Annotated in this window: 28 protein-coding genes, 1 tRNA gene and 1 pseudogene; 21 read left to right on the top strand and 9 right to left on the bottom strand. The window is 49.8% G+C overall.

Features of this window, described 5'->3' with window-relative positions; translation table 11 throughout:
- Positions 1 to 218 precede the first annotated feature (218 nt).
- Positions 219 to 1,262, top strand: coding sequence for a sialidase family protein (locus NA330_RS02655; RefSeq protein ID WP_023242569.1), 1,044 nt, complete (start codon positions 219 to 221; stop codon positions 1,260 to 1,262).
- 82 nt (positions 1,263 to 1,344) lie between these two features.
- On the opposite strand, the gene NA330_RS02650 is transcribed toward NA330_RS02655, so the two are convergent.
- Together NA330_RS02650 and NA330_RS02645 are read right to left on the bottom strand one after the other, a co-directional pair.
- Complete coding sequence (locus NA330_RS02650; protein ID WP_000929982.1) at positions 1,345 to 1,875, bottom strand: cytochrome b; 531 nt, start codon at positions 1,873 to 1,875, stop codon at positions 1,345 to 1,347.
- 148 nt (positions 1,876 to 2,023) lie between these two features.
- A complete protein-coding gene (locus tag NA330_RS02645; protein ID WP_023242568.1) occupies positions 2,024 to 2,338 on the bottom strand; it encodes a TRL-like family protein in 315 nt (104 codons plus the stop codon).
- 681 nt (positions 2,339 to 3,019) lie between these two features.
- Here NA330_RS02645 and NA330_RS02640 point away from each other — a divergent pair.
- Genes NA330_RS02640 through NA330_RS02620 form a run of 5 tightly spaced genes read left to right on the top strand, consistent with a single transcriptional unit; the run spans position 3,020 to position 7,805 of the window.
- On the top strand, positions 3,020 to 4,654 hold the full coding sequence (locus tag NA330_RS02640; RefSeq protein ID WP_023242567.1) for an ABC transporter substrate-binding protein: 1,635 nt from the start codon (positions 3,020 to 3,022) through the stop codon (positions 4,652 to 4,654).
- Complete coding sequence (locus tag NA330_RS02635; RefSeq protein WP_023223714.1) at positions 4,654 to 5,628, top strand: ABC transporter permease; 975 nt, start codon at positions 4,654 to 4,656, stop codon at positions 5,626 to 5,628. The genes NA330_RS02640 and NA330_RS02635 overlap by 1 nt, the downstream gene beginning before the upstream one ends.
- A complete protein-coding gene (locus tag NA330_RS02630; protein ID WP_023242565.1) occupies positions 5,618 to 6,430 on the top strand; it encodes an ABC transporter permease in 813 nt (270 codons plus the stop codon). Before NA330_RS02635 ends, NA330_RS02630 begins: the two co-directional genes overlap by 11 nt.
- On the top strand, positions 6,424 to 7,221 hold the full coding sequence (locus NA330_RS02625; RefSeq protein ID WP_023242564.1) for an ATP-binding cassette domain-containing protein: 798 nt from the start codon (positions 6,424 to 6,426) through the stop codon (positions 7,219 to 7,221). Before NA330_RS02630 ends, NA330_RS02625 begins: the two co-directional genes overlap by 7 nt.
- Positions 7,215 to 7,805 (top strand): ATP-binding cassette domain-containing protein, encoded by a 591-nt coding sequence (locus NA330_RS02620; protein ID WP_000947459.1) that lies wholly within the window; start codon positions 7,215 to 7,217, stop codon positions 7,803 to 7,805. The genes NA330_RS02625 and NA330_RS02620 overlap by 7 nt, the downstream gene beginning before the upstream one ends.
- 81 nt (positions 7,806 to 7,886) lie before the next feature.
- On the opposite strand, the gene NA330_RS02615 is transcribed toward NA330_RS02620, so the two are convergent.
- The gene (locus NA330_RS02615) at positions 7,887 to 9,020 is read right to left on the bottom strand and encodes a mechanosensitive ion channel family protein (protein WP_000456073.1); all 1,134 of its coding nucleotides are present in this window, start codon (positions 9,018 to 9,020) and stop codon (positions 7,887 to 7,889) included.
- Positions 9,021 to 9,213: 193 nt separating this feature from the next.
- On the opposite strand from NA330_RS02615, the gene NA330_RS02610 reads away from it, so the two are divergent.
- The 6 genes from NA330_RS02610 (at position 9,214) to NA330_RS02585 (ending at position 12,935) form a co-directional block, all read left to right on the top strand.
- Positions 9,214 to 9,540, top strand: coding sequence for a four-helix bundle copper-binding protein (locus NA330_RS02610; protein WP_001183699.1), 327 nt, complete (start codon positions 9,214 to 9,216; stop codon positions 9,538 to 9,540).
- 8 nt (positions 9,541 to 9,548) lie between these two features.
- Positions 9,549 to 9,625 (top strand) — tRNA-Arg (locus NA330_RS02605).
- A 111-nt stretch (positions 9,626 to 9,736) separates the two neighbouring features.
- The gene (gene zinT, locus NA330_RS02600; protein ID WP_001537483.1) at positions 9,737 to 10,384 is read left to right on the top strand and encodes a metal-binding protein ZinT; all 648 of its coding nucleotides are present in this window, start codon (positions 9,737 to 9,739) and stop codon (positions 10,382 to 10,384) included.
- Positions 10,385 to 10,491: 107 nt separating this feature from the next.
- Positions 10,492 to 11,280: a cryptic aminoglycoside nucleotidyltransferase ANT(3'')/ANT(9) gene (gene aadA / locus NA330_RS02595; protein ID WP_023242563.1), complete on the top strand. Its 789-nt coding sequence runs from the start codon at positions 10,492 to 10,494 to the stop codon at positions 11,278 to 11,280.
- A gap of 144 nt (positions 11,281 to 11,424) precedes the next feature.
- Complete coding sequence (locus NA330_RS02590; protein WP_023242562.1) at positions 11,425 to 12,018, top strand: helix-turn-helix domain-containing protein; 594 nt, start codon at positions 11,425 to 11,427, stop codon at positions 12,016 to 12,018.
- Positions 12,019 to 12,086: 68 nt separating this feature from the next.
- Positions 12,087 to 12,935: a MerR family transcriptional regulator gene (locus tag NA330_RS02585; protein ID WP_000190260.1), complete on the top strand. Its 849-nt coding sequence runs from the start codon at positions 12,087 to 12,089 to the stop codon at positions 12,933 to 12,935.
- A 254-nt stretch (positions 12,936 to 13,189) separates the two neighbouring features.
- Here NA330_RS02585 and NA330_RS02580 read toward each other — a convergent pair whose 3' ends face one another.
- Together NA330_RS02580 and NA330_RS02575 are read right to left on the bottom strand one after the other, a co-directional pair.
- Positions 13,190 to 13,438 carry a biofilm/acid-resistance regulator YmgB/AriR gene (locus NA330_RS02580; RefSeq protein WP_000208086.1) on the bottom strand — a complete coding sequence of 83 codons (249 nt, stop codon included), beginning with the start codon at positions 13,436 to 13,438 and terminating at the stop codon, positions 13,190 to 13,192.
- Positions 13,439 to 13,516: 78 nt separating this feature from the next.
- A pseudogene (locus NA330_RS02575) lies at positions 13,517 to 13,671 on the bottom strand (hypothetical protein).
- 82 nt (positions 13,672 to 13,753) lie between these two features.
- Between NA330_RS02575 and NA330_RS02570 the strand changes: the two are divergent.
- The 6 genes from NA330_RS02570 to NA330_RS02545 all read left to right on the top strand — a co-directional run bounded on the left by NA330_RS02570 (position 13,754) and on the right by NA330_RS02545 (position 17,287).
- Positions 13,754 to 14,299, top strand: a complete 546-nt coding sequence (locus tag NA330_RS02570) for a chorismate mutase (RefSeq protein WP_000617988.1) — start codon at positions 13,754 to 13,756, stop codon at positions 14,297 to 14,299.
- A gap of 196 nt (positions 14,300 to 14,495) precedes the next feature.
- Positions 14,496 to 15,134: a leucine efflux protein LeuE gene (leuE, locus tag NA330_RS02565; protein ID WP_000457190.1), complete on the top strand. Its 639-nt coding sequence runs from the start codon at positions 14,496 to 14,498 to the stop codon at positions 15,132 to 15,134.
- 172 nt (positions 15,135 to 15,306) lie between these two features.
- A complete protein-coding gene (gene yeaR / locus NA330_RS02560; protein ID WP_001248993.1) occupies positions 15,307 to 15,669 on the top strand; it encodes a DUF1971 domain-containing protein YeaR in 363 nt (120 codons plus the stop codon).
- 2 nt (positions 15,670 to 15,671) lie between these two features.
- Positions 15,672 to 15,854: a DUF1869 domain-containing protein gene (locus NA330_RS02555; protein WP_000513733.1), complete on the top strand. Its 183-nt coding sequence runs from the start codon at positions 15,672 to 15,674 to the stop codon at positions 15,852 to 15,854.
- A 229-nt stretch (positions 15,855 to 16,083) separates the two neighbouring features.
- The gene (locus NA330_RS02550; protein ID WP_023203468.1) at positions 16,084 to 16,725 is read left to right on the top strand and encodes a nitric oxide reductase; all 642 of its coding nucleotides are present in this window, start codon (positions 16,084 to 16,086) and stop codon (positions 16,723 to 16,725) included.
- Between the two features lie 313 nt (positions 16,726 to 17,038).
- Positions 17,039 to 17,287: a GlsB/YeaQ/YmgE family stress response membrane protein gene (locus NA330_RS02545; RefSeq protein WP_000512149.1), complete on the top strand. Its 249-nt coding sequence runs from the start codon at positions 17,039 to 17,041 to the stop codon at positions 17,285 to 17,287.
- 138 nt (positions 17,288 to 17,425) lie between these two features.
- Here NA330_RS02545 and NA330_RS02540 read toward each other — a convergent pair whose 3' ends face one another.
- Complete coding sequence (locus NA330_RS02540; protein WP_001589065.1) at positions 17,426 to 17,524, bottom strand: YoaK family small membrane protein; 99 nt, start codon at positions 17,522 to 17,524, stop codon at positions 17,426 to 17,428.
- Between the two features lie 195 nt (positions 17,525 to 17,719).
- Between NA330_RS02540 and NA330_RS02535 the strand changes: the two genes are divergently transcribed.
- Positions 17,720 to 17,971 (top strand): putative hemolysin, encoded by a 252-nt coding sequence (locus NA330_RS02535; RefSeq protein ID WP_000673492.1) that lies wholly within the window; start codon positions 17,720 to 17,722, stop codon positions 17,969 to 17,971.
- Positions 17,972 to 18,039: 68 nt separating this feature from the next.
- A complete protein-coding gene (locus NA330_RS02530) occupies positions 18,040 to 18,351 on the top strand; it encodes a hypothetical protein (protein ID WP_000487126.1) in 312 nt (103 codons plus the stop codon).
- Here the strand turns inward: NA330_RS02530 and NA330_RS02525 are convergent.
- A complete protein-coding gene (locus NA330_RS02525; protein WP_023182063.1) occupies positions 18,337 to 18,684 on the bottom strand; it encodes a DUF488 domain-containing protein in 348 nt (115 codons plus the stop codon). The two genes, NA330_RS02530 and NA330_RS02525, sit on opposite strands and share 15 nt — an antisense overlap.
- A gap of 118 nt (positions 18,685 to 18,802) precedes the next feature.
- The gene (locus tag NA330_RS02520; protein WP_023242002.1) at positions 18,803 to 19,987 is read right to left on the bottom strand and encodes a CynX/NimT family MFS transporter; all 1,185 of its coding nucleotides are present in this window, start codon (positions 19,985 to 19,987) and stop codon (positions 18,803 to 18,805) included.
- 100 nt (positions 19,988 to 20,087) lie between these two features.
- On the opposite strand from NA330_RS02520, the gene NA330_RS02515 reads away from it, so the two are divergent.
- Entirely contained in the window at positions 20,088 to 20,882 is a 795-nt protein-coding gene (locus NA330_RS02515; RefSeq protein ID WP_000579793.1) for an AraC family transcriptional regulator, read from the top strand.
- Here NA330_RS02515 and NA330_RS02510 read toward each other — a convergent pair.
- Positions 20,862 to 21,308, bottom strand: coding sequence for a DUF441 domain-containing protein (locus NA330_RS02510; RefSeq protein WP_000460698.1), 447 nt, complete (start codon positions 21,306 to 21,308; stop codon positions 20,862 to 20,864). The two genes, NA330_RS02515 and NA330_RS02510, sit on opposite strands and share 21 nt — an antisense overlap.
- Positions 21,309 to 21,454: the final 146 nt, after the last annotated feature.

Here is a 21,454-nt window from a genome sequence, read left to right as displayed (position 1 = left end):
ACTGACCTCGTCGCCATTGGACGGCGGTAAGTTGGAATTATCCGCGAGGTCAGTCCAATTTTTGTCCACTCTCGACATTCTGCCTGTTATGGGCGCGATATCTGAACATAAATTCGTATAGCGGTTCATCGTTTTCACCGCGTTGATGCTATTTCTGCTAACACTACTTTCATACATAAAAAAGCTGATGCTTTTTACCTTATTTAATAGAGGCAGGTATGAAATTAGCGCTCGTCAATCGACAGGTCATTTTACCGGAAAGCGGAACCGAGTCCTTTCAGTGCCATGCCTCTACGCTTGTTCGCTTACCGTGCGGTACGCTAGTGGCCGCATGGTTCGCGGGGTTGCGCGAAGGAAGCGAAGATACAGCCATCTGGCTATCTCGCTATGAACATAATATCTGGACAACACCGCAGCGAGTGGCGGCACGCGAGGGGGAAGCGCACTGGAATCCTGTGTTATTTTACCCCTCGGATAAATTGTGGTTATTTTATAAAGTAGGCAGCGACGTACACGTGTGGAAAACCTGGTTTATCACCTCCAGCGATCGAGGATTTACCTGGAGTACGCCAGCTCCGTTGGTCAACGGTGATATTTTGCCGCGCGGTCCCGTGAAAAATAAACTCCTGCTGGCATCAAATGGCGCCTGGATTGCGCCAGGGTCGATTGAAAGTCCTGAACGGTGGAGGGCATTTGTGGATCGATCCTCTGACGAAGGAAAACACTGGAATATCTCTTTTGTTCCGCTGGAGCCTGATAACGCTATTTCCGGGACAAACGTAGCGTTGTGGGATGGTGTAAAAAAGGGGATGTTGTGGGAATGTTGTCTGGAAAACCTCCTGCGCTGGGATGGCGTTATTCAGCCTACGCTGTGGGAGTCTTCTCCGGGGCATATCCATATGTTGTTACGAAGCACTCGCGGGGCAATTTTTCGCAGTGATTCAATCGACTATGGCGCTACCTGGTCTGTTGCCCGCGCGACATCTTTACCGAATAATAATAGTGGTATCGATCTGGTTAGTATGCAGGACGGTACGCTGATTCTTGCGTTAAATCCGGTCAACGGCAACTGGGGAAAGCGCTATCCGCTTTCACTGATTGCTTCCCAGGATAATGGCGAATCATGGCTACCGCTACTGGACCTGGAAAGTGACCGCGGTGAGTATTCTTATCCCGCTATTATTAGCGAGGGGAGCGTCGTACATATCACTTACACGTGGAACCGGAAAAATATCGTATATTGTCGATTACAAACGGTATAAGGCGCTATCAGTCGAAACCGATAGCGCTGGAATAATAATGCCTTGCCCGGCGTGCTCTCTCACGCCGGGATGGCCGAAATAGTCATGATTTACCGGGTAACATCCTTGAAAATGTATCGTCTTTTTGTATGTAATGGTGAAACAACGCCGCTGCTGCATGCATGGCAATCAGGAAATAGCCGATATTGGCCAGCATTTCATGAATACGCTTTATATCCGATTTTAGGGTGCTATCTGGCGTCAAAAATACCGGTACAGTAAAACCAAAAAAGCTCCAGCTTTTCCCGCCTGACGCCATCATCGCGACGCCCAGCAGCGGTAAGGCGAGAAAAGTGAGATAAAGCGCGATATGCATTAATTTAGCGGCTACGTGCTGCCAGTGAGGAGGGGGAGGCGTAATGACCGGATCCGGGTATTTGTGTTTAAGATATAACCGTAAAAACATCAGCGCCCAGACCAGAACGCCCATATCATAGTGCGTGTCTTTCATAAACAGGTAAACGCTGGAGCCTTTTGGCGCCCACCCCCGTAACTCAATAGCCGCATATGCGATGCCTGTCAGGAGCAGTGTTAACCAGTGAAGCGTTATTTGCAGTCTTGAGAAATGTGCCATTATTATTATCCTTTATTCACAACTGCTTGTAGGGTATGCGTAAAATCTTAACAGAACCTTAAAGCGGGGGCTGAGTCGCAAGGAACAGACAGAGATAGCGGCACGTAAAATGGGATAAAAAGCCGGCGGCATCGCCGGCTTACTGTTGTTATTGTCCTCTTACGACAACACAGGTTTTACCATAAAACGGATATGAGCCCGTAGTTTCATAATCAACACTCGACACTAAAGAAATATCGCCCGCTTTTTTCGCTGAATCAATAGATGCGTCGCCGGTATTTACAATACCCAATACCGTTTGCACACACGCTTTACCGGTTTTGGTTGCCGGGAGACTCGTGGCAGTAATTGGCCCTTTAACATCCGTATATAAGCCAATCCCTGTCGGTGATGGTCCTGTTGCACACCCCGTTAAAAGAGAACCAATAAAGATAATTGAAAAAATGTGTTTTTTATTTGTCATGGGATTAGTCCATTATAAATTAATAGAAAACTTACCGTCCGAAAATGTCCGGACAGTCATTTAAAAAGTGGTGTATATTAAATATGCGATATTACTCTTTGCACCCTCCTGTTGATGTCGTACCTGATGGACAAATATCCGTTGAAGCCGGATATATTCCCCACGCCGTGTTTTTATAACTTGCGCATCCTGTCAGCAATGAGAACAGTACGGCTAAAAAAATCATCACGAGCCCTGGCGGCGTTAACATTTTTCGGTTGGACTCCATAGCATGTCATTTCATCGGGTTGCCATATGACTGGTGTTCTGCCGGTAAGTTTCATTAACGCCCGGTTCGTTTAATATTGGTTTAGGTTTAAAGCCAGGAGGCGCTAATTACGATACCTTCTTACTTTTCAGCACTGACTAATAACGTTGAGAAAATGAACAGCGTCGGATGGGAAGACGTAATACAGAATAGAAAGGAAATAAGAGAATAAGATGGCGTTAATTAACCCGGTATTCCTGGCGTCATTTCCCTTGCGTTTTATCCCCGTCAAAAGCGGCCTTTAGCCCACGTTGGCGCTCCCGGCGTTTGTGCGTATGATGTTTTTAAAAGATCGTCATACTTTCTGTTCTGCATCAATTTTTTCATTACAAATGCTCGCCATAATGCCGTCCTCAGGAGGCCTCCCGACGTTTATGCTGCGCCGGGAGGAACAAAAACAACGTATAATCTGGGGTAAACTGATGATTAAAGGCAAACTGGCGCTCATAACGTGCGCGATGGCTCTGGCATTCACCTCGCCGCTTTTCGCTGCGTCGGACACGGCAGATGGCCATATCTTAAAGCTGGCCATTGGCCCTGAGCCAACGGAAGGCTTTGATCCTATGCTGGGCTGGAGCCACGGCAGTTACTTATTGCTTCATGCGCCGTTGCTCAAGCAAAACGCCGATATGAGTTGGGGTAATTTACTGACGGAAAAAGTGGATACCAGCCCCGATGGTAAAACCTGGATACTGACCTTAAAACCCGATCTGAAATTCTCCGATGGCTCGCCATTAACTGCCGAAGATGTCGTTTTTACGTACAACAAAGCGGCGAAGAGCGGCGGTAAAATTGACATGGGCAACTTTAGTCATGCGCGAGCGCTGGATGCGCGCCGAATTGAGATGACGCTGAGCCATCCGCAGAGTACCTTTGTGAATGTACTCGGGTCGTTAGGGATTGTTCCGGCCAGCCGTTATGATGAAAAAACGTTTGCCCGCGAACCGATAGGCGCCGGTCCGTACCGACTGGTCAGCTTTCAGCCGGGTCAGCAACTGATCGTTGAAGCTAATCCCTGGTATGCGGGTAAAAAGAATGACTTTAACCGGCTGGTTTTTGTCTTTCTGGATGAAGATAATGCTTATGCCGCCGCGCGCAGCGGACAGTTGGGACTGGTGCGCATTGCCCCTTCTATGGCGGTGGCCCCGCAGCAGGATAATCTTAAACTCTGGGTACGCGATAGCGTTGAAAACCGGGGCATTGTCTTCCCGATGGTGCCTGCCGGTAAAAAGGATGCTAACGGTTATCCTGTCGGCAACGATGTGACCGCTGATGTCGCTATCAGACGCGCAATTAACTATGCCATTAATCGTAAGCAACTGGCGGAACAGGTGATGGAAGGCCATGCGATACCCGCCTATAGCGCGGTGCAGGGATTGCCGTGGCAAAATCCTTCAGTGATATTCAGCGATGGCGATATTGCAAAAGCGCGCGCCATCCTGGAAGAGGCTGGCTGGAAGATAAACCGTGCGGGCGTGCGTGAAAAAGCAGGTAAAGAAGCTCGTCTGACCTTATGGTATGCCAGTGGCGACAGCACCCGACGGGATCTGGCCGAGGCGGTGCGCGCCATGTTGCAGCCTTTAGGCATTGTCGTCTCGTTGCAGTCGGGAAGCTGGGAAACCGTAGAGCGCCATATGCACGCTAACCCTACGCTGTTTGGCTGGGGAAGTCTGGACCCGATGGAACTCTTCCATCACTACAGCGGGAAAGCCGCTGGTGTGGAATATTATAACCCGGGCTATTACAGCAACCCTGCGGTAGAAGCACATCTGAAACAGGCTATAGATGCGCCTGACTGGCAAAAGGCGATTCCTTTCTGGCAGCAGGTTGAGTGGGATGGAAAGCAGGGCGCGGGCGTTCAGGGCGATGCGGCATGGGCATGGCTGCTTAATATTCAGCATACCTATCTGGCCAACCCCTGTATTGATCTGGGGAAAGGCGCGCCAGAAATCCACGGTAGCTGGTCGGTGTTAAACAATCTTGATGACTGGACCTGGACCTGTCGGTGATGAAATTGTTCTTCAGTCATTTTTTGCGGCTGATTATTCTGTTGGTGCTGGTGGCTGCCGGCACCTTCATTTTGCTTAGCTTTTCGCCCGTTGATCCTATCCGTGCTTATATTGGCAACGATCTGCTCCATGTTCCACCAGAACAATATGCGCGGATTGCGGCGCGCTGGGGGCTCGACCAGCCGCTGTGGGAGCGTTTCGGTCACTGGTTTTGGCGTTTGCTCCAGGGCGACATGGGGTATTCCATGCTGTTCAACATGCCTGTCGCCAGCGTGATCCGGGAACGTTTTGCGACGTCATTCGCGCTGCTGGCAGGCGCCTGGCTATTGTCTGGTGTGCTGGGCGTGACATTGGGTTTTCTGGCCGGACGTTTTCTCCACCGCTGGCCGGATAAGATGATTTGCCGTATCAGCTACTTATTGTCATCGTTGCCCACCTTCTGGATAGCAATGCTGTTGCTGGCGCTGTTTGCCGTCCGCTGGCCGTTATTACCTGTTTGTTGCGCCTGGGACCCCGGAAATAATGCAGGAACAGCTCTTTTATCGGAACGTTTACGCCATCTTGTGTTGCCGGTATGTGCGTTAAGTCTGTTGGGCATGGGGCAAATTGCGCTGCATACGCGAGAAAAAATAGCCAGCGTAATGAAGAGCGAATTTATTCGTTTTGCGCGCGCTCAGGGGGATAAAGGATGGTCGCTGTTACGTCACCAGGTGTTACGTCATGCGATTACCCCAGCACTCTGTTTACAGTTTGCTTCTCTGGGCGAACTGATGGGGGGGGCGTTACTGGCAGAAAAAGTCTTTGCGTATCCGGGACTGGGACAGGCCACTATCGATGCCGGCCTGCGTGGCGATGTCCCGCTACTCATGGGGATCGTTTTATTCTGTACGCTATTAGTGTTTGCCGGAAATACGATTTCAGCCTGGCTTGTGGTGGTGCTTAATCGATCGCTGGAGCGTCCCGATGCTCTATAATCCTGCCCCGACGTTGTTTCGTCTGATCCTCTCCGTTACCTGTCTGCTATTTATTGCCGGATACGGTTATGCCACGTTGAGCCAGCCGCCAGAGGTTAATCTGCTTGCCCGGCATCTGTCGCCTGATATCCAGCACTGGTTTGGCACCGATAATCTGGGGCGTGATGTATGGCTTCGTTGCTTTCAGGGGGCCTTCACCAGTTTACAAATTGGCGTTGGCGCCGCGCTGTGCAGCGGCGTTATCGCGCTAGTGATGGCGGCAGTGGCGCGCATTCATCCCCGGCTGGACCTCCTGATGCGGCTGATAACCGATGCCATGCTCGCCATGCCGCATTTACTTTTGCTGATCCTTATCTGTTTTACGCTCGGCGGCGGTAAAAGCGGCGTCATTGCGGCCGTGGCGTTAACGCACTGGCCCCGTCTGGCGCTGATTCTGTGCGCCGACGCGGAGCGGGTAGCGCAGAGTGACTACCTGACATTGACCTATCGTCTGGGGCATGGACACCTTTATTGCTGGCGATATCACTATTTTCCGGCGCTATTGCCGCAATGGTTGACGGGAACGTTATTGATGTTTCCTCATGCGGTATTGCACAGCGCGGCGTTAAGTTTTCTGGGGTTTGGGCTGGCGCCGCATGAGCCTTCGCTGGGGCTGTTGCTGGCGGATGCGTTACGGTTTATTAGCCATGGAAACTGGTGGCTGGTGCTGTTTCCCGGCCTAATGTTATTCACGCTGGTGATGCTCTTCGATCAGTTTGCGCGCGCCATTCAGCGGCTGTGGCTAAGGAGTGACGTATGCTGAGTTTACAACAGGTTATGCTGGAAAGCGCGCGTTATCGCTGGTATGGCGCGAGACGCTGGTCTCCGTTATTACAGAATGTCTCTTTTGATATCGCGCCCGGCGAAATGGTGGCATTGGTTGGCGGCAGCGGGGAGGGAAAAAGTCTGCTGCTGCAATGCCTGCTCGATCTGCTGCCGGAAAACTTACGCTTTCGGGGGGAGATTACGCTTGATGGCAACCGGCTGGACAGACATACCATCAGGCAGCTTAGGGGCAATACGTTTAGCTACGTGCCGCAGGGGGTACAGGCGCTTAATCCCATGCTGAATATCAGAAAACATTTGAACAGAGCATGTCATCTGACCGGACGCGCCTGGGATGAGACGCAAATGGTACAGCTATTACAGCAAAGCGATCTTGCACCGACAGTCCTGGAACGCTTTCCCCGCCAGCTCTCCGGTGGGATGGCTAAACGAATTCTGGCGTGCCACGCCTCGCTTAGCCAGGCACGTTATATTCTCGCGGATGAGATCACCGCCTGGCTTGATACGGCACTGGCAAACCAGTTGCTTGAGCACTTGCGAGGTCTCTGCGAGCGGGGATGCGGCGTGCTGTGGGTGACTCATGACCTGCTGCTGGCGGCGCGGTATGCCGATCGCATTGTGGCGCTGCATCAGGGTTATATCACGGACAATATCCGCTGCGAGCAGTTACAGCCGGAAGAGATGAGTGAGCCGTTAAAACGGCAATGGCAAGCATTGCCTGAACTAAACCCGTTATTTATGCCGACCGGAGAGGGAATAGAATGCTAAGCTGCCGCGACCTCGTTATTCGTCAGGGCGGGAAAGTCTTATGGCAGAACCTGACGTTTACGATTTCTGCCGGTGAACGGGTAGGAATTCATGCGCCAAGCGGAACGGGGAAAACAACGTTGGGGCGCGTCCTGGCCGGATGGCAAAAGCCGACGGCGGGCGATGTTCTGCTGGACGGCAGCCCGTTACCCCTGCATCAGTATTGTCCGGTACAGCTTGTCCCCCAGCATCCTGAACTGACGTTTAATCCCTGGCGAAGCGCCGGAGACGCTGTACGTGATGCCTGGCAGCCTGACCCGGAAACGATGAGGCGTTTGCATGTGCAGCCCGAGTGGCTGACGCGTCGGCCAATGCAGCTCTCAGGCGGGGAGTTGGCGCGTATTGCGATACTGCGCGCGCTTGACCCACGAACGCGTTTTCTGATTGCCGACGAAATGACGGCGCAACTCGATCCGTCTATTCAAAAAGCGATATGGGGATACGTGCTTGAGGTGTGCCGCAGCCGTTCATTAGGGATGTTGGTGATTAGTCATCAGTCTGCGCTACTTGATCAAGTCTGTACCCGCCATTTACAGGTGGAATAGCCGCAAGTCGTTTCTCCGCATTGCCGTGTCGCCGTTAACGCACCGGGAACCCATGGGTTCCCGGTATTGTCGGCAGAGATTTTACTGCATGACGCGTTTATCTGCGTTTTTTGCATCAGCGGTATTACTGTAGTCCCTGGTCTCTTCAACCTGTACAGGGGCTCTGACGACCAGACTTGGCAGCGCCAGTTCGATATCATTCTCAATGAGTTTTTCAATAATACGGATATTTATCTCTTGCTGAATATCCATGTATTTATTGTAATCCGCGGTATTGACGATATGCACCACCTCATAGGTCAGCCGATCCTGACCAAAGGCCAGTAGATGGGCGCGGTCGAATTGTGTTTCGCCGACATCGGTAATAATCTTTTTCACCATATCGCCGATGAGGCGTAACTTTTCCGGCGGTGTCGCAGTGGCGACGCCAAAAGTAAACACGATACGACGCGTTTGCATCCGCTTATAGTTGTGTATGGTTTGCTGCAACAACTGCGCGTTCGCACAAACGATCTGTTCGCCGCTGAGGCTACGGATGCGAGTGGTTTTCAAACCGATATGTTCAATCGTACCGGCTACATCATTAAAGACGACGAAATCGCCGATCTCGAAGGGCTTATCGAAACCAATCGACAGCGAAGCGAAGACATCGCTCAGAACGGTTTGTACCGCCAGGGCAATAGCAATACCGCCCACGCCGAGGCTGGCTACCAGTGCGGTAATATCCACGCCGACGTTCGCCAGGATGGAGAGCAACATCATAGACCAGACGAGCACGCGCAAAATCATACCAAGAATGACTAACGTCACCGGGTTTTTATTGGAGCCTGGGGCATACAGTAAATGACGCATCCATGACTGTACGCCCTGATCAAGCCAAATCGCCATTTGAATCGCAACCACTAAAAACCAGGCGTGAGAGAGGGTAGAGAATAACCGGTCGGGTAGGGCGACAAAGCGCAGGCTAAAGAGAAATGCGGCAAAAAAGATTAGCATCTTACTGGTCTTTTTCAGCATCTCGAAAACAATAGGCCGCAGCCGCCCATGAGCATCATTCTTTTTATCCGGGCGTTGTAGCGCTTTATAGACCACATTAAGTAGCCAGTTGATGAGCCAGTAAGTAATGAGGGTGACGAAAAAAACGACCGCCAGATTGATCCAGAACGTCGTTGACATCAGCATCGCAACGATATTTAGTCGTGCTAAATACTCCATTTTACCTCCGATGAAAAGCAGATGAACATTACAGTATAGACGTCACATCACGGAGGCCGATTTCCGGCTTTACTATTGCTGTTTTATTCAGCACTTTTGTTCAAAAAGTATGAAAAAGAGGGGTAGCCGTTTGGCTATCCCGGCGTTTCTGTGCAGACTTATCTACTCCTCTTAATAAAATAAGGAGTCATTTATGCAACAAGAACATCGTGAGTGTATTGAGCAGTGTTATGAATGCGCGGCGGCGTGTGATATCTGCGCCTCTTCTTGTCTGCGTGAAGATAACGTCGAAATGATGAAGCACTGCATCCAGTTAGATATGCAATGTGCGGCCATTTGTCGCCTGGCGGCGCAATTTATGGCATTGGAAAGCGAGTACTCACAAAAATTATGCCGCCTGTGCGCGGATATCTGCAAAGCCTGCGCCGAAGAGTGTGCAAGGCACGATCACGACCATTGCCAGAATTGCGCGCGGGCATGCAGCCAATGCGCAGACGCCTGCCTTAAAATGGCCGCGTAATTTTTCTTCCGCCATTAGCTCAACCGGATAGAGCATAGAGCTTCTACCTCTAAGGTTCGGGGTTCAATTCCTCGATGGCGGACCAGTTGATATCAAAAAAGGCCACCTGCGCGGTGGCCGCTGAGTTTCTGTTGAAATAAATGCAATGTTATAATATAACAATCATCTTTCTAAGAAAGATGAGGGTAACGTTTTGGTGATTCATTTAAAAAAACTGACAATGCTTCTGGGAATGCTGTTGGTAAATAGTCCTGCCTTCGCGCATGGTCATCATGCTCATGGCGCGCCGATGACGGAGGTTGAGCAAAAAGCGGCAGCGGGTGTGTTTGATGACGCTAATGTACGCGATCGCGCGCTCACCGACTGGGATGGTATGTGGCAATCCGTCTATCCTTATCTGGTCAGCGGCGAGCTGGACCCTGTCTTCAGACAAAAGGCGAAGAAAGACCCGGAGAAAACGTTTGAGGATATTAAAGCGTATTATCGCAAAGGATACGCGACGAATGTTGAGACTATCGGCATTGAAAATGGCGTTATAGAATTCCATCGCGACAATAACGTTGCATCCTGTAAATACAATTATGCCGGCTATAAAATTCTGACTTACGCATCGGGTAAAAAAGGGGTGCGCTATCTGTTCGAATGTAAAGATGCCAATAGCAAAGCGCCTAAATATGTTCAGTTTAGCGATCATATCATTGCCCCGCGCAAATCGGCGCACTTCCATATCTTTATGGGAAATACCTCGCAGCAGGCATTGTTGCAAGAGATGGAAAACTGGCCTACCTATTATCCTTATCAGTTAAAGGCGAATGAGGTCGTTGACGAAATGCTACATCATTAAGTCTGATGCAATGTTAAAAGCTCGCTATGAATAGCGAGCTTTTTTTCTGCCGTTATGCCATATTTCTGGCAACCAATATAAAAAATACCTGCGCCCCCGGAGCAACGATGACACTGTCCATACCGCCCTCGATTCAATGCCAAACGGAAGCGGCATGTCGCCTGATTACTCGTGTCACAGGCGATACGTTGCGTGCTATTCATTTATATGGTTCCGCTGTCGCGGGCGGTCTGAAGCCAAACAGCGATATTGATCTGCTGGTGACAATATGCCAGCCGCTGACGGAGACCCAACGCGCAACGCTGATGCAGGAATTGCTGGTGCTTTCATCGCCGCCGGGGGCGTCGGCAGAAAAACGCGCTCTGGAGGTCACTGTCGTGCTTTATTCGCAGCTGGTTCCCTGGTGTTTTCCACCTGCCCGGGAAATGCAATTTGGCGAGTGGCTAAGAGAGGACATTTGTCAGGGGATTTATGAACCAGCGCAGCAGGACTGGGACATTGTGTTACTGATAACCCAAATTCTGGAAACCAGTATACCGCTAAAGGGCGAACGCGCGGAACGGCTGTTCACGCCAGCCCCTGTGGCGCAGTTGCTGAAGGCCTTGCGTTATCCCCTCGACCTTTGGCAATCCACGGCAGATGTGCAGGGAGATGAGTATCATATTGTTTTAACCCTGGCGCGTATCTGGTACACCCTTTCTACCGGGAGATTTACCTCTAAGGATGCGGCGGCTGACTGGCTGTTACCTCAGTTGCCGGAAGATTATGCTGCTACGTTGCGTGCGGCGCAGCGTGAATATTTAGGTCTGGAGCAACAGGACTGGCATATTTTGCTGCCTGCGGTCGTACGCTTTGTGGATTTTGCCAAAGCGAACATCCCCACGCAGTTCACATAAGATGCCCCAGGACGTCTGTCAGGTTGCGCAAACGGCGTTCCTCAACTACTACTTAATAGGTTCTCATCGCTGAAGTAAGCAGATGATCTTATGCGGGCCATCGAATGGATATTTCCACATGGCTCTCGTTTTGTTGAGGTGGATATGACTGGTTCCGCATCATCTGTTTTAAAGACAGATACAAGACTATTGAGCGAAAACCTGTTTCTTAATTATGGTCTGGAGTCCTTATTTAAGGACGTCGCAATAATAGCTGGCAACGTAAATTATATTATTTTTGATATCGACGATTACTACACCGTACAGCAGTATATTACTTCCACATTTAAAACGGTACTCATTGGAATTGTTACCCATAATGAATATAACTTTATTGATGAACATCATGTCATATATCGAATAAAGGTCGATGCCTCTATTGCTGAGTGGCGTGAGTTACTGATTTTGGCCGCTGCTGGTCAATTTTTTCCCAGGCCAGAGAAAGTCAGATTAACGGCGAATGAAAGAAATGTTTTGGCAATGCTTGTTAAAGGAATGGATATCCGACAAATAAGCTGTGAGCTAAATGTACATTTAAAAACTATTTACTCAGTACGCTACCATGTTCTGACTAAATTAGGTTGTAGAACAGTTCTGGACTATCAAATACTGTCCGTCTCTAAAGCCTTTACGCACTGGCTTACAATAAATAATGTCGATAATGTAATTTCACGTGTAAATAGTAAGGTCATTGCTTAATAATGATTTGCTTCTGATGGCGTTTAGGTTCACTATGCTTTCTTACATCATCATGAGGCCAGACAGGCATGGCTACTTTTAGTATTAGCGCAATGGCGGCGCAGTGTGGTGTCACAACAGCAAATATCAGGTCCTGGGAACGCTATGGCCTGCTTCAACCTACCAAAGATGAAGCTGGCAATCGTTTTTATTGCATAGAAGATGCTATCAGAATACAGCATATTATCGACGCGTTAAGCAAAGGCTTCTCATTAAAAGAGATTAAACCTGCCCTCTATGGTGAAGAAACGCATTGCCGCTCGGGATGGTTATTCTACCAGGAAGAGATTTTAGCGCAGTGTAGAAAATTCGAACCCGCCAAATTGCGAAAATTACTCTGGCGTTATGGTCGGGAAATTCCGCCGTGTATCGTCATTGAGTCAATACTGCGTCCTTTACGGCTGTGGTTGTCCGCAGGCGATGATGATGCACGCCGATTTGAAAAGGCATTACTGGATACTGCGATTATTGAATACGCCACGTTCCAGCTAAGTAGCGTACGAAAGGCGCCAGCAGGCACAATGCTTATTGCTGCGTTTTCGCTGAACGACCCCATTGAGCTATGGCTGGAAACGATTAAATATTGTAGTGAAGGTATGCGAGTTGAAGTCATCCCCTGGCAGGCGCCGATGCCCGATCTTTTATCAACGTCTTTCGAGCATATTGTTCTGTGGCATGATGAGACATTAACTCCCGCGCAGGAAAATCTTATTCAGGCTTTAAAAGAATCGGGTAAATTTAGTCTTCATGTGAAAAATGGCTCATGCTTAACATTACTGCCAGCCGTATATCGGCAGCATGAGATGCCAGAAAGCATGCAGCATGTTGCACCGCAAATCCATGCAAACGGCTACGAAAAATCAGGCACCGCACGTTGAGGCATCTGCATTATTAACGAACAGGGGAGGAGTAACCCCCTCCCTTGTTTATACCCTTCATACTTCAAGTTGCTTATGTGTTGGCTACGGATTACTCGGCCCATCCATGGGCCTCGCCCTGACGGGCCGTCGCTCGCGACGTTCACATCTGCTCCCGGCAGATTTGTCGTTCACCCCAGTCACATAGTTATCTATGCTCCTGGGGACTGACTCCCTTGCCGCCTTTAAGCAACTCGAATTATTTTGGGTATATATTAGATGTCGTCAGGTGTCTGAAACAAAACGGCTTCTAAGGCATTACGGTAAATATCAAGCTGCACTACGTCTTTTTCTGTTTCCAGTTTTTCAATAAGTTTGGCGATGATATCCTTATTTGAGACATGCTGCTGCGATTGCAATAGTTCGTAAGTAATTTCCTGAATAGCTCGCTGTTCACATAACATATGTGCAGAAAAAGGATTGCCAGTACTATTTTGTTCGTTGACTAGTGTAATGGTAGTCATATTTCACCATATTCGATGTAAATTGAAGCCGATCTCCCTGAGCGGGGGAGAGAAATTAGTGACCTATTAAAATTAGACCTATATCATAAAACCGTAATAAAAAATCATAAAAACGTGATGTGCATCACATTTGTGTGATTTGTTGTATATTTTATACACTTTAAGTGAAGGTGAAGATTCCGTAGAATCAACGGCCTGTTCTTTTTATCACTCCAGTTTAAACGAATAAGCATTAATACCCATCTGTAATAATTACTTAATGTTATCTTAATAAAGGTAAATTACTGTCAGGCCTCCGTAAAAGGAGGTTGATTAATGATTCGTCATATCGCCATTTTTCTTTGTTCTTTATTGATGTGCAGCACCACTTTTGCCGATTCGGTAACGTCGGTATCGCTTGGCGCGCTCTTAACCGCGCTCAATGAACGCATGTTATTAATGAAAGATGTGGCTGCTTATAAAATGAAGCACCATCTGCCGATAGAGGATTTCACGCGTGAACAAAATGTTTTTGCCGAGGCCGAAGAAGAAGCGAAAAATAACGGTCTGGACCCGCATTCGATAACCCCTTTTATTCGTTCGCTAATGGATGCCAGTAAAGCGATACAGTACCGCTATTTAGCGCAGTGGCGAACCGGCTCAGAACCCTCCTTTCCGATACAAACCTTGTCGGTCACCCGGCAACGTATTCGACAACTTGATAATCAAATGTTGATCATTATCAGCCAGCGCTTGATGGTCGGCGCTTTCAGCCACGAGGATATGGTGTGGCTGAGAGCGAAGTTTAATGCGCCGAATCTGAATGAGAGCGATATCAGTGATGTGTTGGCAGCCCTATCTTTGGTACGACGCGCGCGTTAATTCCCCATGAGGAAACGTGGGCCAATACCTGGTGATTGCCTGCGGGGGGCGCGATACAAGAACGTTTTTGGGTGATGGGGATATAAGCGTGGCGGAATAGCGGCTGGAGAGACGTGGTTTCGCTTCCCATCTTCCGGTGCATTCGTTAGCATACTGTTTCGCAGTTAAGCGTAAATGTTTTCAGGAAGAGGTTAATGTGTTCGCGGAGTATGGTGTTCTGAATTATTGGACGTACCTGGTTGGGGCGATTTTTATCGTTCTGGTACCGGGGCCGAATACGCTTTTTGTGCTTAAAAACAGCGTAGGACGCGGGGTTAAAGGAGGATATCTTGCCGCATGCGGCGTGTTTATCGGCGATGCGATATTAATGTTTCTGGCGTATGCGGGCGTGGCGACGCTGATCAAAACAACGCCGGTTCTGTTTAACATTGTTCGCTATCTCGGCGCGTTTTATCTGCTCTACCTTGGCGCAAAAATCCTTTACGCCACGCTGACCTCAAAAGGGCGTGCGGCGACGGAAACGGTAGTTCCTTTTGGCGCTATTTTTAAGCGTGCTTTAATTCTTAGCCTGACGAATCCTAAAGCCATACTTTTTTATGTTTCCTTTTTTGTGCAATTTATTGACGTTACTGCGCCGCATACTGGGGTGTCATTTTTTATTTTGGCCACCACCCTTGAAATCGTCAGTTTTTGCTATCTGAGCTTTTTAATTCTTTCTGGCGCTTTTGTAACCCACTATATTGGTACCAAAAAGAAACTGGCAAAAGTGGGCAATTCTTTGATTGGCCTTCTTTTCGTCGGATTTGCCGCCCGGCTGGCAACGCTCCAGTCTTAACCACCTGGACCCGTCGTCAACGGCGGGTCATTGCTCTCCTTTCGGTTTTATTGCGTGGAAAACAGCAAAATAGTAACCAATAAATGGTATTTAAAATGCTGTTTTTGGAGCGTAACCTTTTTACGACAGCGATGAGATTATCGCTGAGTAACCTGCGGGAAGAGGGAAGCAAATGCGGCAAATTCCACAAAATCATATCCATACACGTTCCACGCCCTTCTGGAACAAAGAGACGGCGCCTGCCGGAATTTTCGAACGCCACCTTGATAAGGGAACGCGACCCGGCGTTTATCCTCGTCTCTCGGTGATGCAGGGGGCGGTCAAATATCTCGGATACGCTGATGAACATTGCTCTGAGCCGGAAGAGATCATGGTGATCAATGCCGGCGAGTTTGGCGTGTTTCCTCCGGAAAAGTGGCACAATATTGAGGTCATGACGGATGATACCTATTTTAACATCGACTTTTTTGTCGCGCCGGAAGTACTGATGGAAGGGGCGACCTCACGAAAAGTCATTCATGCCGGGAGAGAATAATAATGGGAAAAGCTACTTATACCGTCACGGTCACGAATAATAGCAACGGCGTCTCTGTGGACTATGAAACGGAAGCACCGATGACGTTGCTGGTACCTGAAGTTGCGGCAGAAGTTGTGAAGGATTTGGTCAATACCGTGCGTTCCTACGATACCGAAAACGAACACGACGTTTGCGGTTGGTAAAGATGCTGTAGTATCTATTTGATATAAAATGATTCTTTAAATGAGAAGCCGCATCGCGCGTCGCCAGCGTGATGCGGTTTTTGCGTATTGAAAAGCGCTGTTTATTTACATCAGACATGGGTTGAAAAGAAACATTAAGAAAACATTAAGAATATCGCATTGTTTGCTAATGAGAGCGTATTCATAAAACTTATGATTGGGTATTAAAAACCAGAAGAGTCTTATAATCATGAAACTCGATACCCGATTAACTTCGTCAGCACTTACTCTTGCGCTTGCCGCTGTGGTCATCCCGTTTACGGCGGACTGGCAATTGCCTTTGCTTAACGGCGTGGTGGTCCGATGGATTGAAAACGGACAAGCGTTATGGTTACTGTTTGGGGCGCTATTTACCGCCTGGTATATACGGCCACTTTCCCGTCCCGAAGGGGCAAAGCAGTTTTGGCTATGGGCTGTTGTCTGGTGGGTGGTGCTATTGGGTAGAAGCACCAGTTGGGGGCGTGACTATTTCCCTGACGAGCCGCGTATGCTGTTCAGAACGATTTCAGTGCTATTAATTGCTGCGTTAGTCTTGCCAGTCCTGTTTTCTGCCGGGCTACGTAAGGAGATTGTTCGTCGTCTGCGGGACGTTCCTCTGCCATTGTGGCTGTTTGCCGTGACGGCATGTTCATATCTGATTTCCGACACTGTCGAGCATCATCGGTGGTTGTCGCCGATATTCCTGCATAACGCTCGTTACACAGATTTGATTGAAGAGCTTTATGAAGTGCCATTTATGATCGGTTTGTTTATGGTGACCGTGGGGTTTATGCAGCAGGACAAGCAGGATGAATGTACTGCGCTGGAGATGACCCCGTATCACGCAAAATAGCGCGGCTGAAAAAGACCATGAATTCGGCATGGGATAGATAGCGGTTAGCAAAAAAAGCCCGCACTCGGTGAGGCGGGCAAATAATACTGGAAGCAATGTGAGCAATGTCGTACCGAACAGGTGGGTTATAAACTCAACCACTCGGTATTGATAAAGATAATCGTTATCATTAATGATTGCAACCCTGATATTTATGCGCTTTTATCCACGACGCTAAAAGGTGATGGATATCACAAACTTCACTTTCCTGACGATGTGCTATTCTTTTTAACGGCAAATAAACCGCTAACGTTAAGACATAAGTGAGGAAAAAATGGGCATTCTTTCATGGATTATTTTTGGACTTATTGCGGGTATTTTGGCTAAGTGGATCATGCCAGGTAAAGATGGCGGCGGATTCTTTATGACGATCATTCTGGGGATCGTTGGTGCGGTAGTCGGAGGATGGATCAGTACGTTCTTTGGCTTTGGCAAAGTGGATGGTTTCAACTTCGGCAGCTTTGCAGTCGCGGTGATCGGCGCGATTGTCGTGTTGTTAATCTACAGAAAAATCAAAAGCTAAACGCAGAACTTTCAGAGATAATAAAGGCTACGACAGGTAGCCTTTATTATTCAAAATGAATTTACCACCAGCCCAGTTCGGTACCCGCCGCCGCAATTAGCGCGATGCCCATCAACACCATCGTTGTTTTCCTCATGGTTATGCTCCTGGCGCGGCGTAACCGCCAATAAAAAACCATGCCAAAAATAATATTGCCGTAATGAAAATGACGACAGGGAAGAGGATACCCACTCTCATGCTATTACCTTCACTGTTCAGGGGGCGCCAGAATAGCAGGGTTTTCTCAGCGACAAAAGGTCGGTTGCTTTGTGACAGGGCGTGGCTATTACTGACTTAACCCGGGATAAACACCCGCTAAAGCGCTGACAGAAAGTATGGAAATAGCGTACCCGCCAGGTTATCCTGGACAAAATATCGCTTTAAGGAGTCGTTATGAAATTTACGTGGATTGCGTTGCCAGGCGTATTGCTGCTGAGCGCTTGTTCATCGTCGCAACCCAACGCCCCCAGGCCGCCGCGTATTGGGATGCCTAATCCGGCAGCCGTCTACTGTGAGCAACAGGGCGGTACGCTGATGCCGGTGCAGACCCCACAAGGCGTGCGTTCCGATTGCAAATTGCCCAATGGCGAAATCATTGATGAGTGGACATTATGGCGCAGAGAGCACCCTGATACGAAAAAGTGACAACCTGCGGTCCGACGGGATATGATTAAGAACAATCTGATAATGAGTTTCATGCGGCGCAAGAAAATATGTTTCAGTTAAAGCCGGGCGCGTTGGCAATAGTTATTGGCGCTAAAACACCCGCCGGACGGCAGAATATTGGTAAATCGGTTGAGCTATTTTGCCTGTGTCAACCCGGAGATGAATTCATTAACCCGGTAAATGGACACGTCACCTTACTGCCGAAAGAAGCGCCTCGGGCGCTGTGGCTGGTCACGGGCGATGTAGCCTCCGCCGATGGCCAGCACGGTTTTGCCTGGGTGCGGGCAGAACATTTGATGCCGTTGTCCCCGGACAGACAACCAGGCCAGGCGGCGGCACGACAATCACAGCTCTCGTAGCCACTCTGCCAGCACAATGGCATGGTTCTGGCGAGTATCTTTAGCGGCGTATAGCAACGTTAGCGGCTGGTGTCGGGCAATATCCGCCAGCCGTTTGCCTTCTTGATGCTGTTGCGCAAGTTCTGCCCGGTATTGCTGCGCGAAGTGGTTAAAATCAATCAGTTCGCTATGAAAGGCTTTGCGCAATTCGGTTGAGGGCGTAATGGACTTATTCCATTCATCATAGACCAGCGCCGATTTTTTAATGCCTCGCGGCCATAGCCTGTCAACCAATACCCGATAACCATCGTCTTTTTCCGCCGGGAAATAGACGCGCTTACACTGGATTCGCATTTTTCCCTCCTGTGATGGTGTCGCTTACGGTACTTTTGTCGGATAGCGGTAATGATTTTAATGGATTAGGCCTGATAAACGAAGCGCCATCAGGCATTCAAGTGGGTATCAGGTTTATTTATGACGCTATCTCTCGATCGCGTCCGGCGTAGAGGCCGAAAATCGCCATGATGATAGCCAGAACCGCCACGCCCGATAGCGGCAGATACCAGCTACCGCTGGCATCATGAAGTTTTCCCATGACGGGCGGCCCACATGCCGCCAGTAAATACCCGACCGACTGCGCCATGCCGGAAAGCGCCGCCGCCTGATGCGCCGAACTGGCGCGCAGGCCGATAAACGTCAGGCCGAGGATCATCGTCGCGCCTGAACCGAAGCCGAACAGTAGCGTCCAGATGACCGCCTGACCCGGCACAAACCAAAGCCCCGCCGCGCCCACTGCGCACAAGAGTGAGACCAGCGCGGCAATCCAGCGTTGATCGTTAAAGCGATGCAAAATAAGCGGAATAGCTAACCCAGGCGCCGCGGTCGCCAGTTGCAGCAGGCCATGTAGCGATCCTGCCTGTGCTTCGCTGTAACCGTGGCTGATGAGTATTGTTGGTAACCAGCCGATAATTACATAATAAATCAGTGAGTTAAGCCCAAGAAATAGAGTAACTTGCCAGGCTAAAGGCGAACGCCAGATACCGCGTTCATGTAATGCCCGGGAGCTACTCAGGTTAGCTGAGCGGGTAGTGCGCCACTGCGGCAACCAGATAAGAAACGCCAACAGCGGAAACAGCATCAGCATTAACAGCGCGCCGCGCCAGCCAAAACCGTGCAACGCCAGCGGAACCACCAGCGCAGACCCCAACGCGGCGGCGGCGCCCATCGTCAATGAGTACGCGCCCGTCAGCCTGGCGACATGTTGTGAAAAATCGCGCTTAATCAATCCTGGGAGCAGCACATTACCCAGCGCTATCCCGCACCCAATAATGGCAGTTCCGGCAAACAACAATGCAGCGGAGGGCAGGGAGCGGAGGGCAATACCCGCGCAAATCAGCAGCATTGCGGCAAACAGACTGCGTTCCATCCCAAACCGGCGGGCAATACCGGCCGCCAGCGGCGAAACCAGTGCAAACGCCAGAAGCGGCAAGGTTGTTAGCAGGCCCGTCTGGGCGGTGGAAAGACCGTAATCCGAACGGATTGTCTCCAGCAACGGCGCAGCGCCGGTAAATGTTACACGTAGCGTAGTGGCTATCATCAAAATACCGGCAATCAGTAAAGCGCCCTGTTTGTCGCGTGGTGAAAGGGCTGTCGTCATCGTTTTCTCATCTTGTCAGGCGAGGCGATACCTTAACAGTTTTTACTGTTTTGATGAATCAAGCTAAAATGACAATTTATCGCTAAAATCGGACAATATAATGATTGGCCTGAGACTGGACGGTTACGATCCCGACCTTCACCACGATGCCGCTGTGGCCTTTTGTATTCGCGCCAGGGATGATGAACTGTTTAGCCCTCGCCATCAGCATCGCAAGGGACAGTTGATTCTCGCTCTGCACGGCGCGATTACCTGCGAGGTGGAAAATGCGATGTGGATGGTTCCGCCCCAGTATGCCGTCTGGCTCCCTGGCTCGCTGCCGCACAGTAATCATGTGACCGCAGGGGCGGAGCTGTGCTTTTTATTTATTGAACCTGCGGCGGTCGTCATGCCAGAGCGTTGCTGCACGCTGAAAATTTCGCCGTTATGCCGGGAGTTGATTTTGTCGCTGGCGCGCAGAACCGATCCCGAAAGAGCGCAAATGCCAACGCAGCGCCTTATTCAGGTGTTGTTTGATGAACTGCCGCAGCAGCCGCAGGAACAATTGCAATTACCGGTATCGGGGCATCCGAAAATTCGCCAAATGGTTGAGACAATGGCGCAGGAGCCCGCGCGATGGAATACGTTAGGGCAGTGGGCCAGCGTATTCGCGATGAGCGAGCGTAACCTTGCCCGGCTGGTCGTCAAAGAGACGGGACTAAGCTTTCGTCGCTGGCGTCATCAGTTGCAATTAATCCTGGCGCTACAAGCGCTGATCGCGGGACGTAATGTACAACAGACGGCGCAAATGCTGGGTTATGATTCCACCACGGCATTTATTACCATGTTTAAAAAAGGCCTGGGGCAGACGCCAGGCCAGTATCTGACGGGCGAGTTACTGCTTCCCCACAATTAAAGAGACCAGCCCCGCCGCAATCAGTGGGCCGACCGGCACGCCGCGAAACAGCGCGACGCCAAGTACCGTACCGACCAGCAGCCCGGCGACGAGCTGCGGTTGGTTTCCCATCAGCGTAATGCCGCGGCCGCCCAGCCAGGAGACGAAAACGCCGACGGCAATCGCGACCAGCGATTTCCAGTTCACAAAAGAGTGGATCAATGTGGAGGGCGGTAGGGTTCCGCTGGCGATGGGAGCCATCACGCCGATGGTCAGAATGATAATCCCGACGGTGAGCCCCTGTTTTTCAATCCAGGGAAAAAAGGTATTCAACGGGGTTACGCGGACAATAATCAGCACCAGAATTGAGACGGCGACAGTGGTGTTGTGGCTGATAAATCCCAGAGCTGCCAGTCCGAGCAGGATCAGCAGAGTGACATCAAACATCATGGTTTCCTTGCCAAAAAGTAAGCCTGACTACTTTACGCCCAAACGGCAAAGCGCACAGGCCTTTTTAACGATTGATGCGGATTTCAGGCAACTGCCTGAAAGACAATCTCTACGTGAAAAACGGCGTTGTCATTAAATTGCCA

The sequence above is a fragment of the Salmonella sp. NW722 genome (assembly GCF_051702785.1).
GTDB classification, from domain to species: domain Bacteria; phylum Pseudomonadota; class Gammaproteobacteria; order Enterobacterales; family Enterobacteriaceae; genus Salmonella; species Salmonella enterica.
This window is presented reverse-complemented; position numbering and strand designations above follow the sequence as displayed.

Excerpts from the sequence above, each read along its gene's own strand:
- NA330_RS02545 (WP_000512149.1), top strand. The coding sequence starts at position 17,039 with ATGGGCATTCTTTCATGGATTATTTTTGGACTTATTGCGGGTATTTTG.
- yeaR (WP_001248993.1), top strand. The coding sequence starts at position 15,307 with ATGCGGCAAATTCCACAAAATCATATCCATACACGTTCCACGCCCTTC.
- NA330_RS02555 (WP_000513733.1), top strand. The coding sequence starts at position 15,672 with ATGGGAAAAGCTACTTATACCGTCACGGTCACGAATAATAGCAACGGC.
- NA330_RS02530 (WP_000487126.1), top strand. The coding sequence starts at position 18,040 with ATGTTTCAGTTAAAGCCGGGCGCGTTGGCAATAGTTATTGGCGCTAAA.
- NA330_RS02510 (WP_000460698.1), bottom strand. The coding sequence starts at position 21,308 with ATGTTTGATGTCACTCTGCTGATCCTGCTCGGACTGGCAGCTCTGGGA.
- NA330_RS02550 (WP_023203468.1), top strand. The coding sequence starts at position 16,084 with ATGAAACTCGATACCCGATTAACTTCGTCAGCACTTACTCTTGCGCTT.
- NA330_RS02645 (WP_023242568.1), bottom strand. The coding sequence starts at position 2,338 with ATGACAAATAAAAAACACATTTTTTCAATTATCTTTATTGGTTCTCTT.
- NA330_RS02540 (WP_001589065.1), bottom strand. The coding sequence starts at position 17,524 with ATGAGAGTGGGTATCCTCTTCCCTGTCGTCATTTTCATTACGGCAATA.
- NA330_RS02625 (WP_023242564.1), top strand. The coding sequence starts at position 6,424 with ATGCTGAGTTTACAACAGGTTATGCTGGAAAGCGCGCGTTATCGCTGG.
- NA330_RS02590 (WP_023242562.1), top strand. The coding sequence starts at position 11,425 with ATGACTGGTTCCGCATCATCTGTTTTAAAGACAGATACAAGACTATTG.
- NA330_RS02615 (WP_000456073.1), bottom strand. The coding sequence starts at position 9,020 with ATGGAGTATTTAGCACGACTAAATATCGTTGCGATGCTGATGTCAACG.
- NA330_RS02655 (WP_023242569.1), top strand. The coding sequence starts at position 219 with ATGAAATTAGCGCTCGTCAATCGACAGGTCATTTTACCGGAAAGCGGA.
- NA330_RS02610 (WP_001183699.1), top strand. The coding sequence starts at position 9,214 with ATGCAACAAGAACATCGTGAGTGTATTGAGCAGTGTTATGAATGCGCG.
- NA330_RS02570 (WP_000617988.1), top strand. The coding sequence starts at position 13,754 with ATGATTCGTCATATCGCCATTTTTCTTTGTTCTTTATTGATGTGCAGC.
- NA330_RS02640 (WP_023242567.1), top strand. The coding sequence starts at position 3,020 with ATGCTGCGCCGGGAGGAACAAAAACAACGTATAATCTGGGGTAAACTG.
- NA330_RS02520 (WP_023242002.1), bottom strand. The coding sequence starts at position 19,987 with ATGACGACAGCCCTTTCACCACGCGACAAACAGGGCGCTTTACTGATT.
- NA330_RS02525 (WP_023182063.1), bottom strand. The coding sequence starts at position 18,684 with ATGCGAATCCAGTGTAAGCGCGTCTATTTCCCGGCGGAAAAAGACGAT.
- NA330_RS02580 (WP_000208086.1), bottom strand. The coding sequence starts at position 13,438 with ATGACTACCATTACACTAGTCAACGAACAAAATAGTACTGGCAATCCT.
- NA330_RS02630 (WP_023242565.1), top strand. The coding sequence starts at position 5,618 with ATGCTCTATAATCCTGCCCCGACGTTGTTTCGTCTGATCCTCTCCGTT.
- NA330_RS02620 (WP_000947459.1), top strand. The coding sequence starts at position 7,215 with ATGCTAAGCTGCCGCGACCTCGTTATTCGTCAGGGCGGGAAAGTCTTA.
- NA330_RS02585 (WP_000190260.1), top strand. The coding sequence starts at position 12,087 with ATGGCTACTTTTAGTATTAGCGCAATGGCGGCGCAGTGTGGTGTCACA.
- NA330_RS02535 (WP_000673492.1), top strand. The coding sequence starts at position 17,720 with ATGAAATTTACGTGGATTGCGTTGCCAGGCGTATTGCTGCTGAGCGCT.
- NA330_RS02650 (WP_000929982.1), bottom strand. The coding sequence starts at position 1,875 with ATGGCACATTTCTCAAGACTGCAAATAACGCTTCACTGGTTAACACTG.
- NA330_RS02515 (WP_000579793.1), top strand. The coding sequence starts at position 20,088 with ATGATTGGCCTGAGACTGGACGGTTACGATCCCGACCTTCACCACGAT.
- NA330_RS02635 (WP_023223714.1), top strand. The coding sequence starts at position 4,654 with ATGAAATTGTTCTTCAGTCATTTTTTGCGGCTGATTATTCTGTTGGTG.
- aadA (WP_023242563.1), top strand. The coding sequence starts at position 10,492 with ATGACACTGTCCATACCGCCCTCGATTCAATGCCAAACGGAAGCGGCA.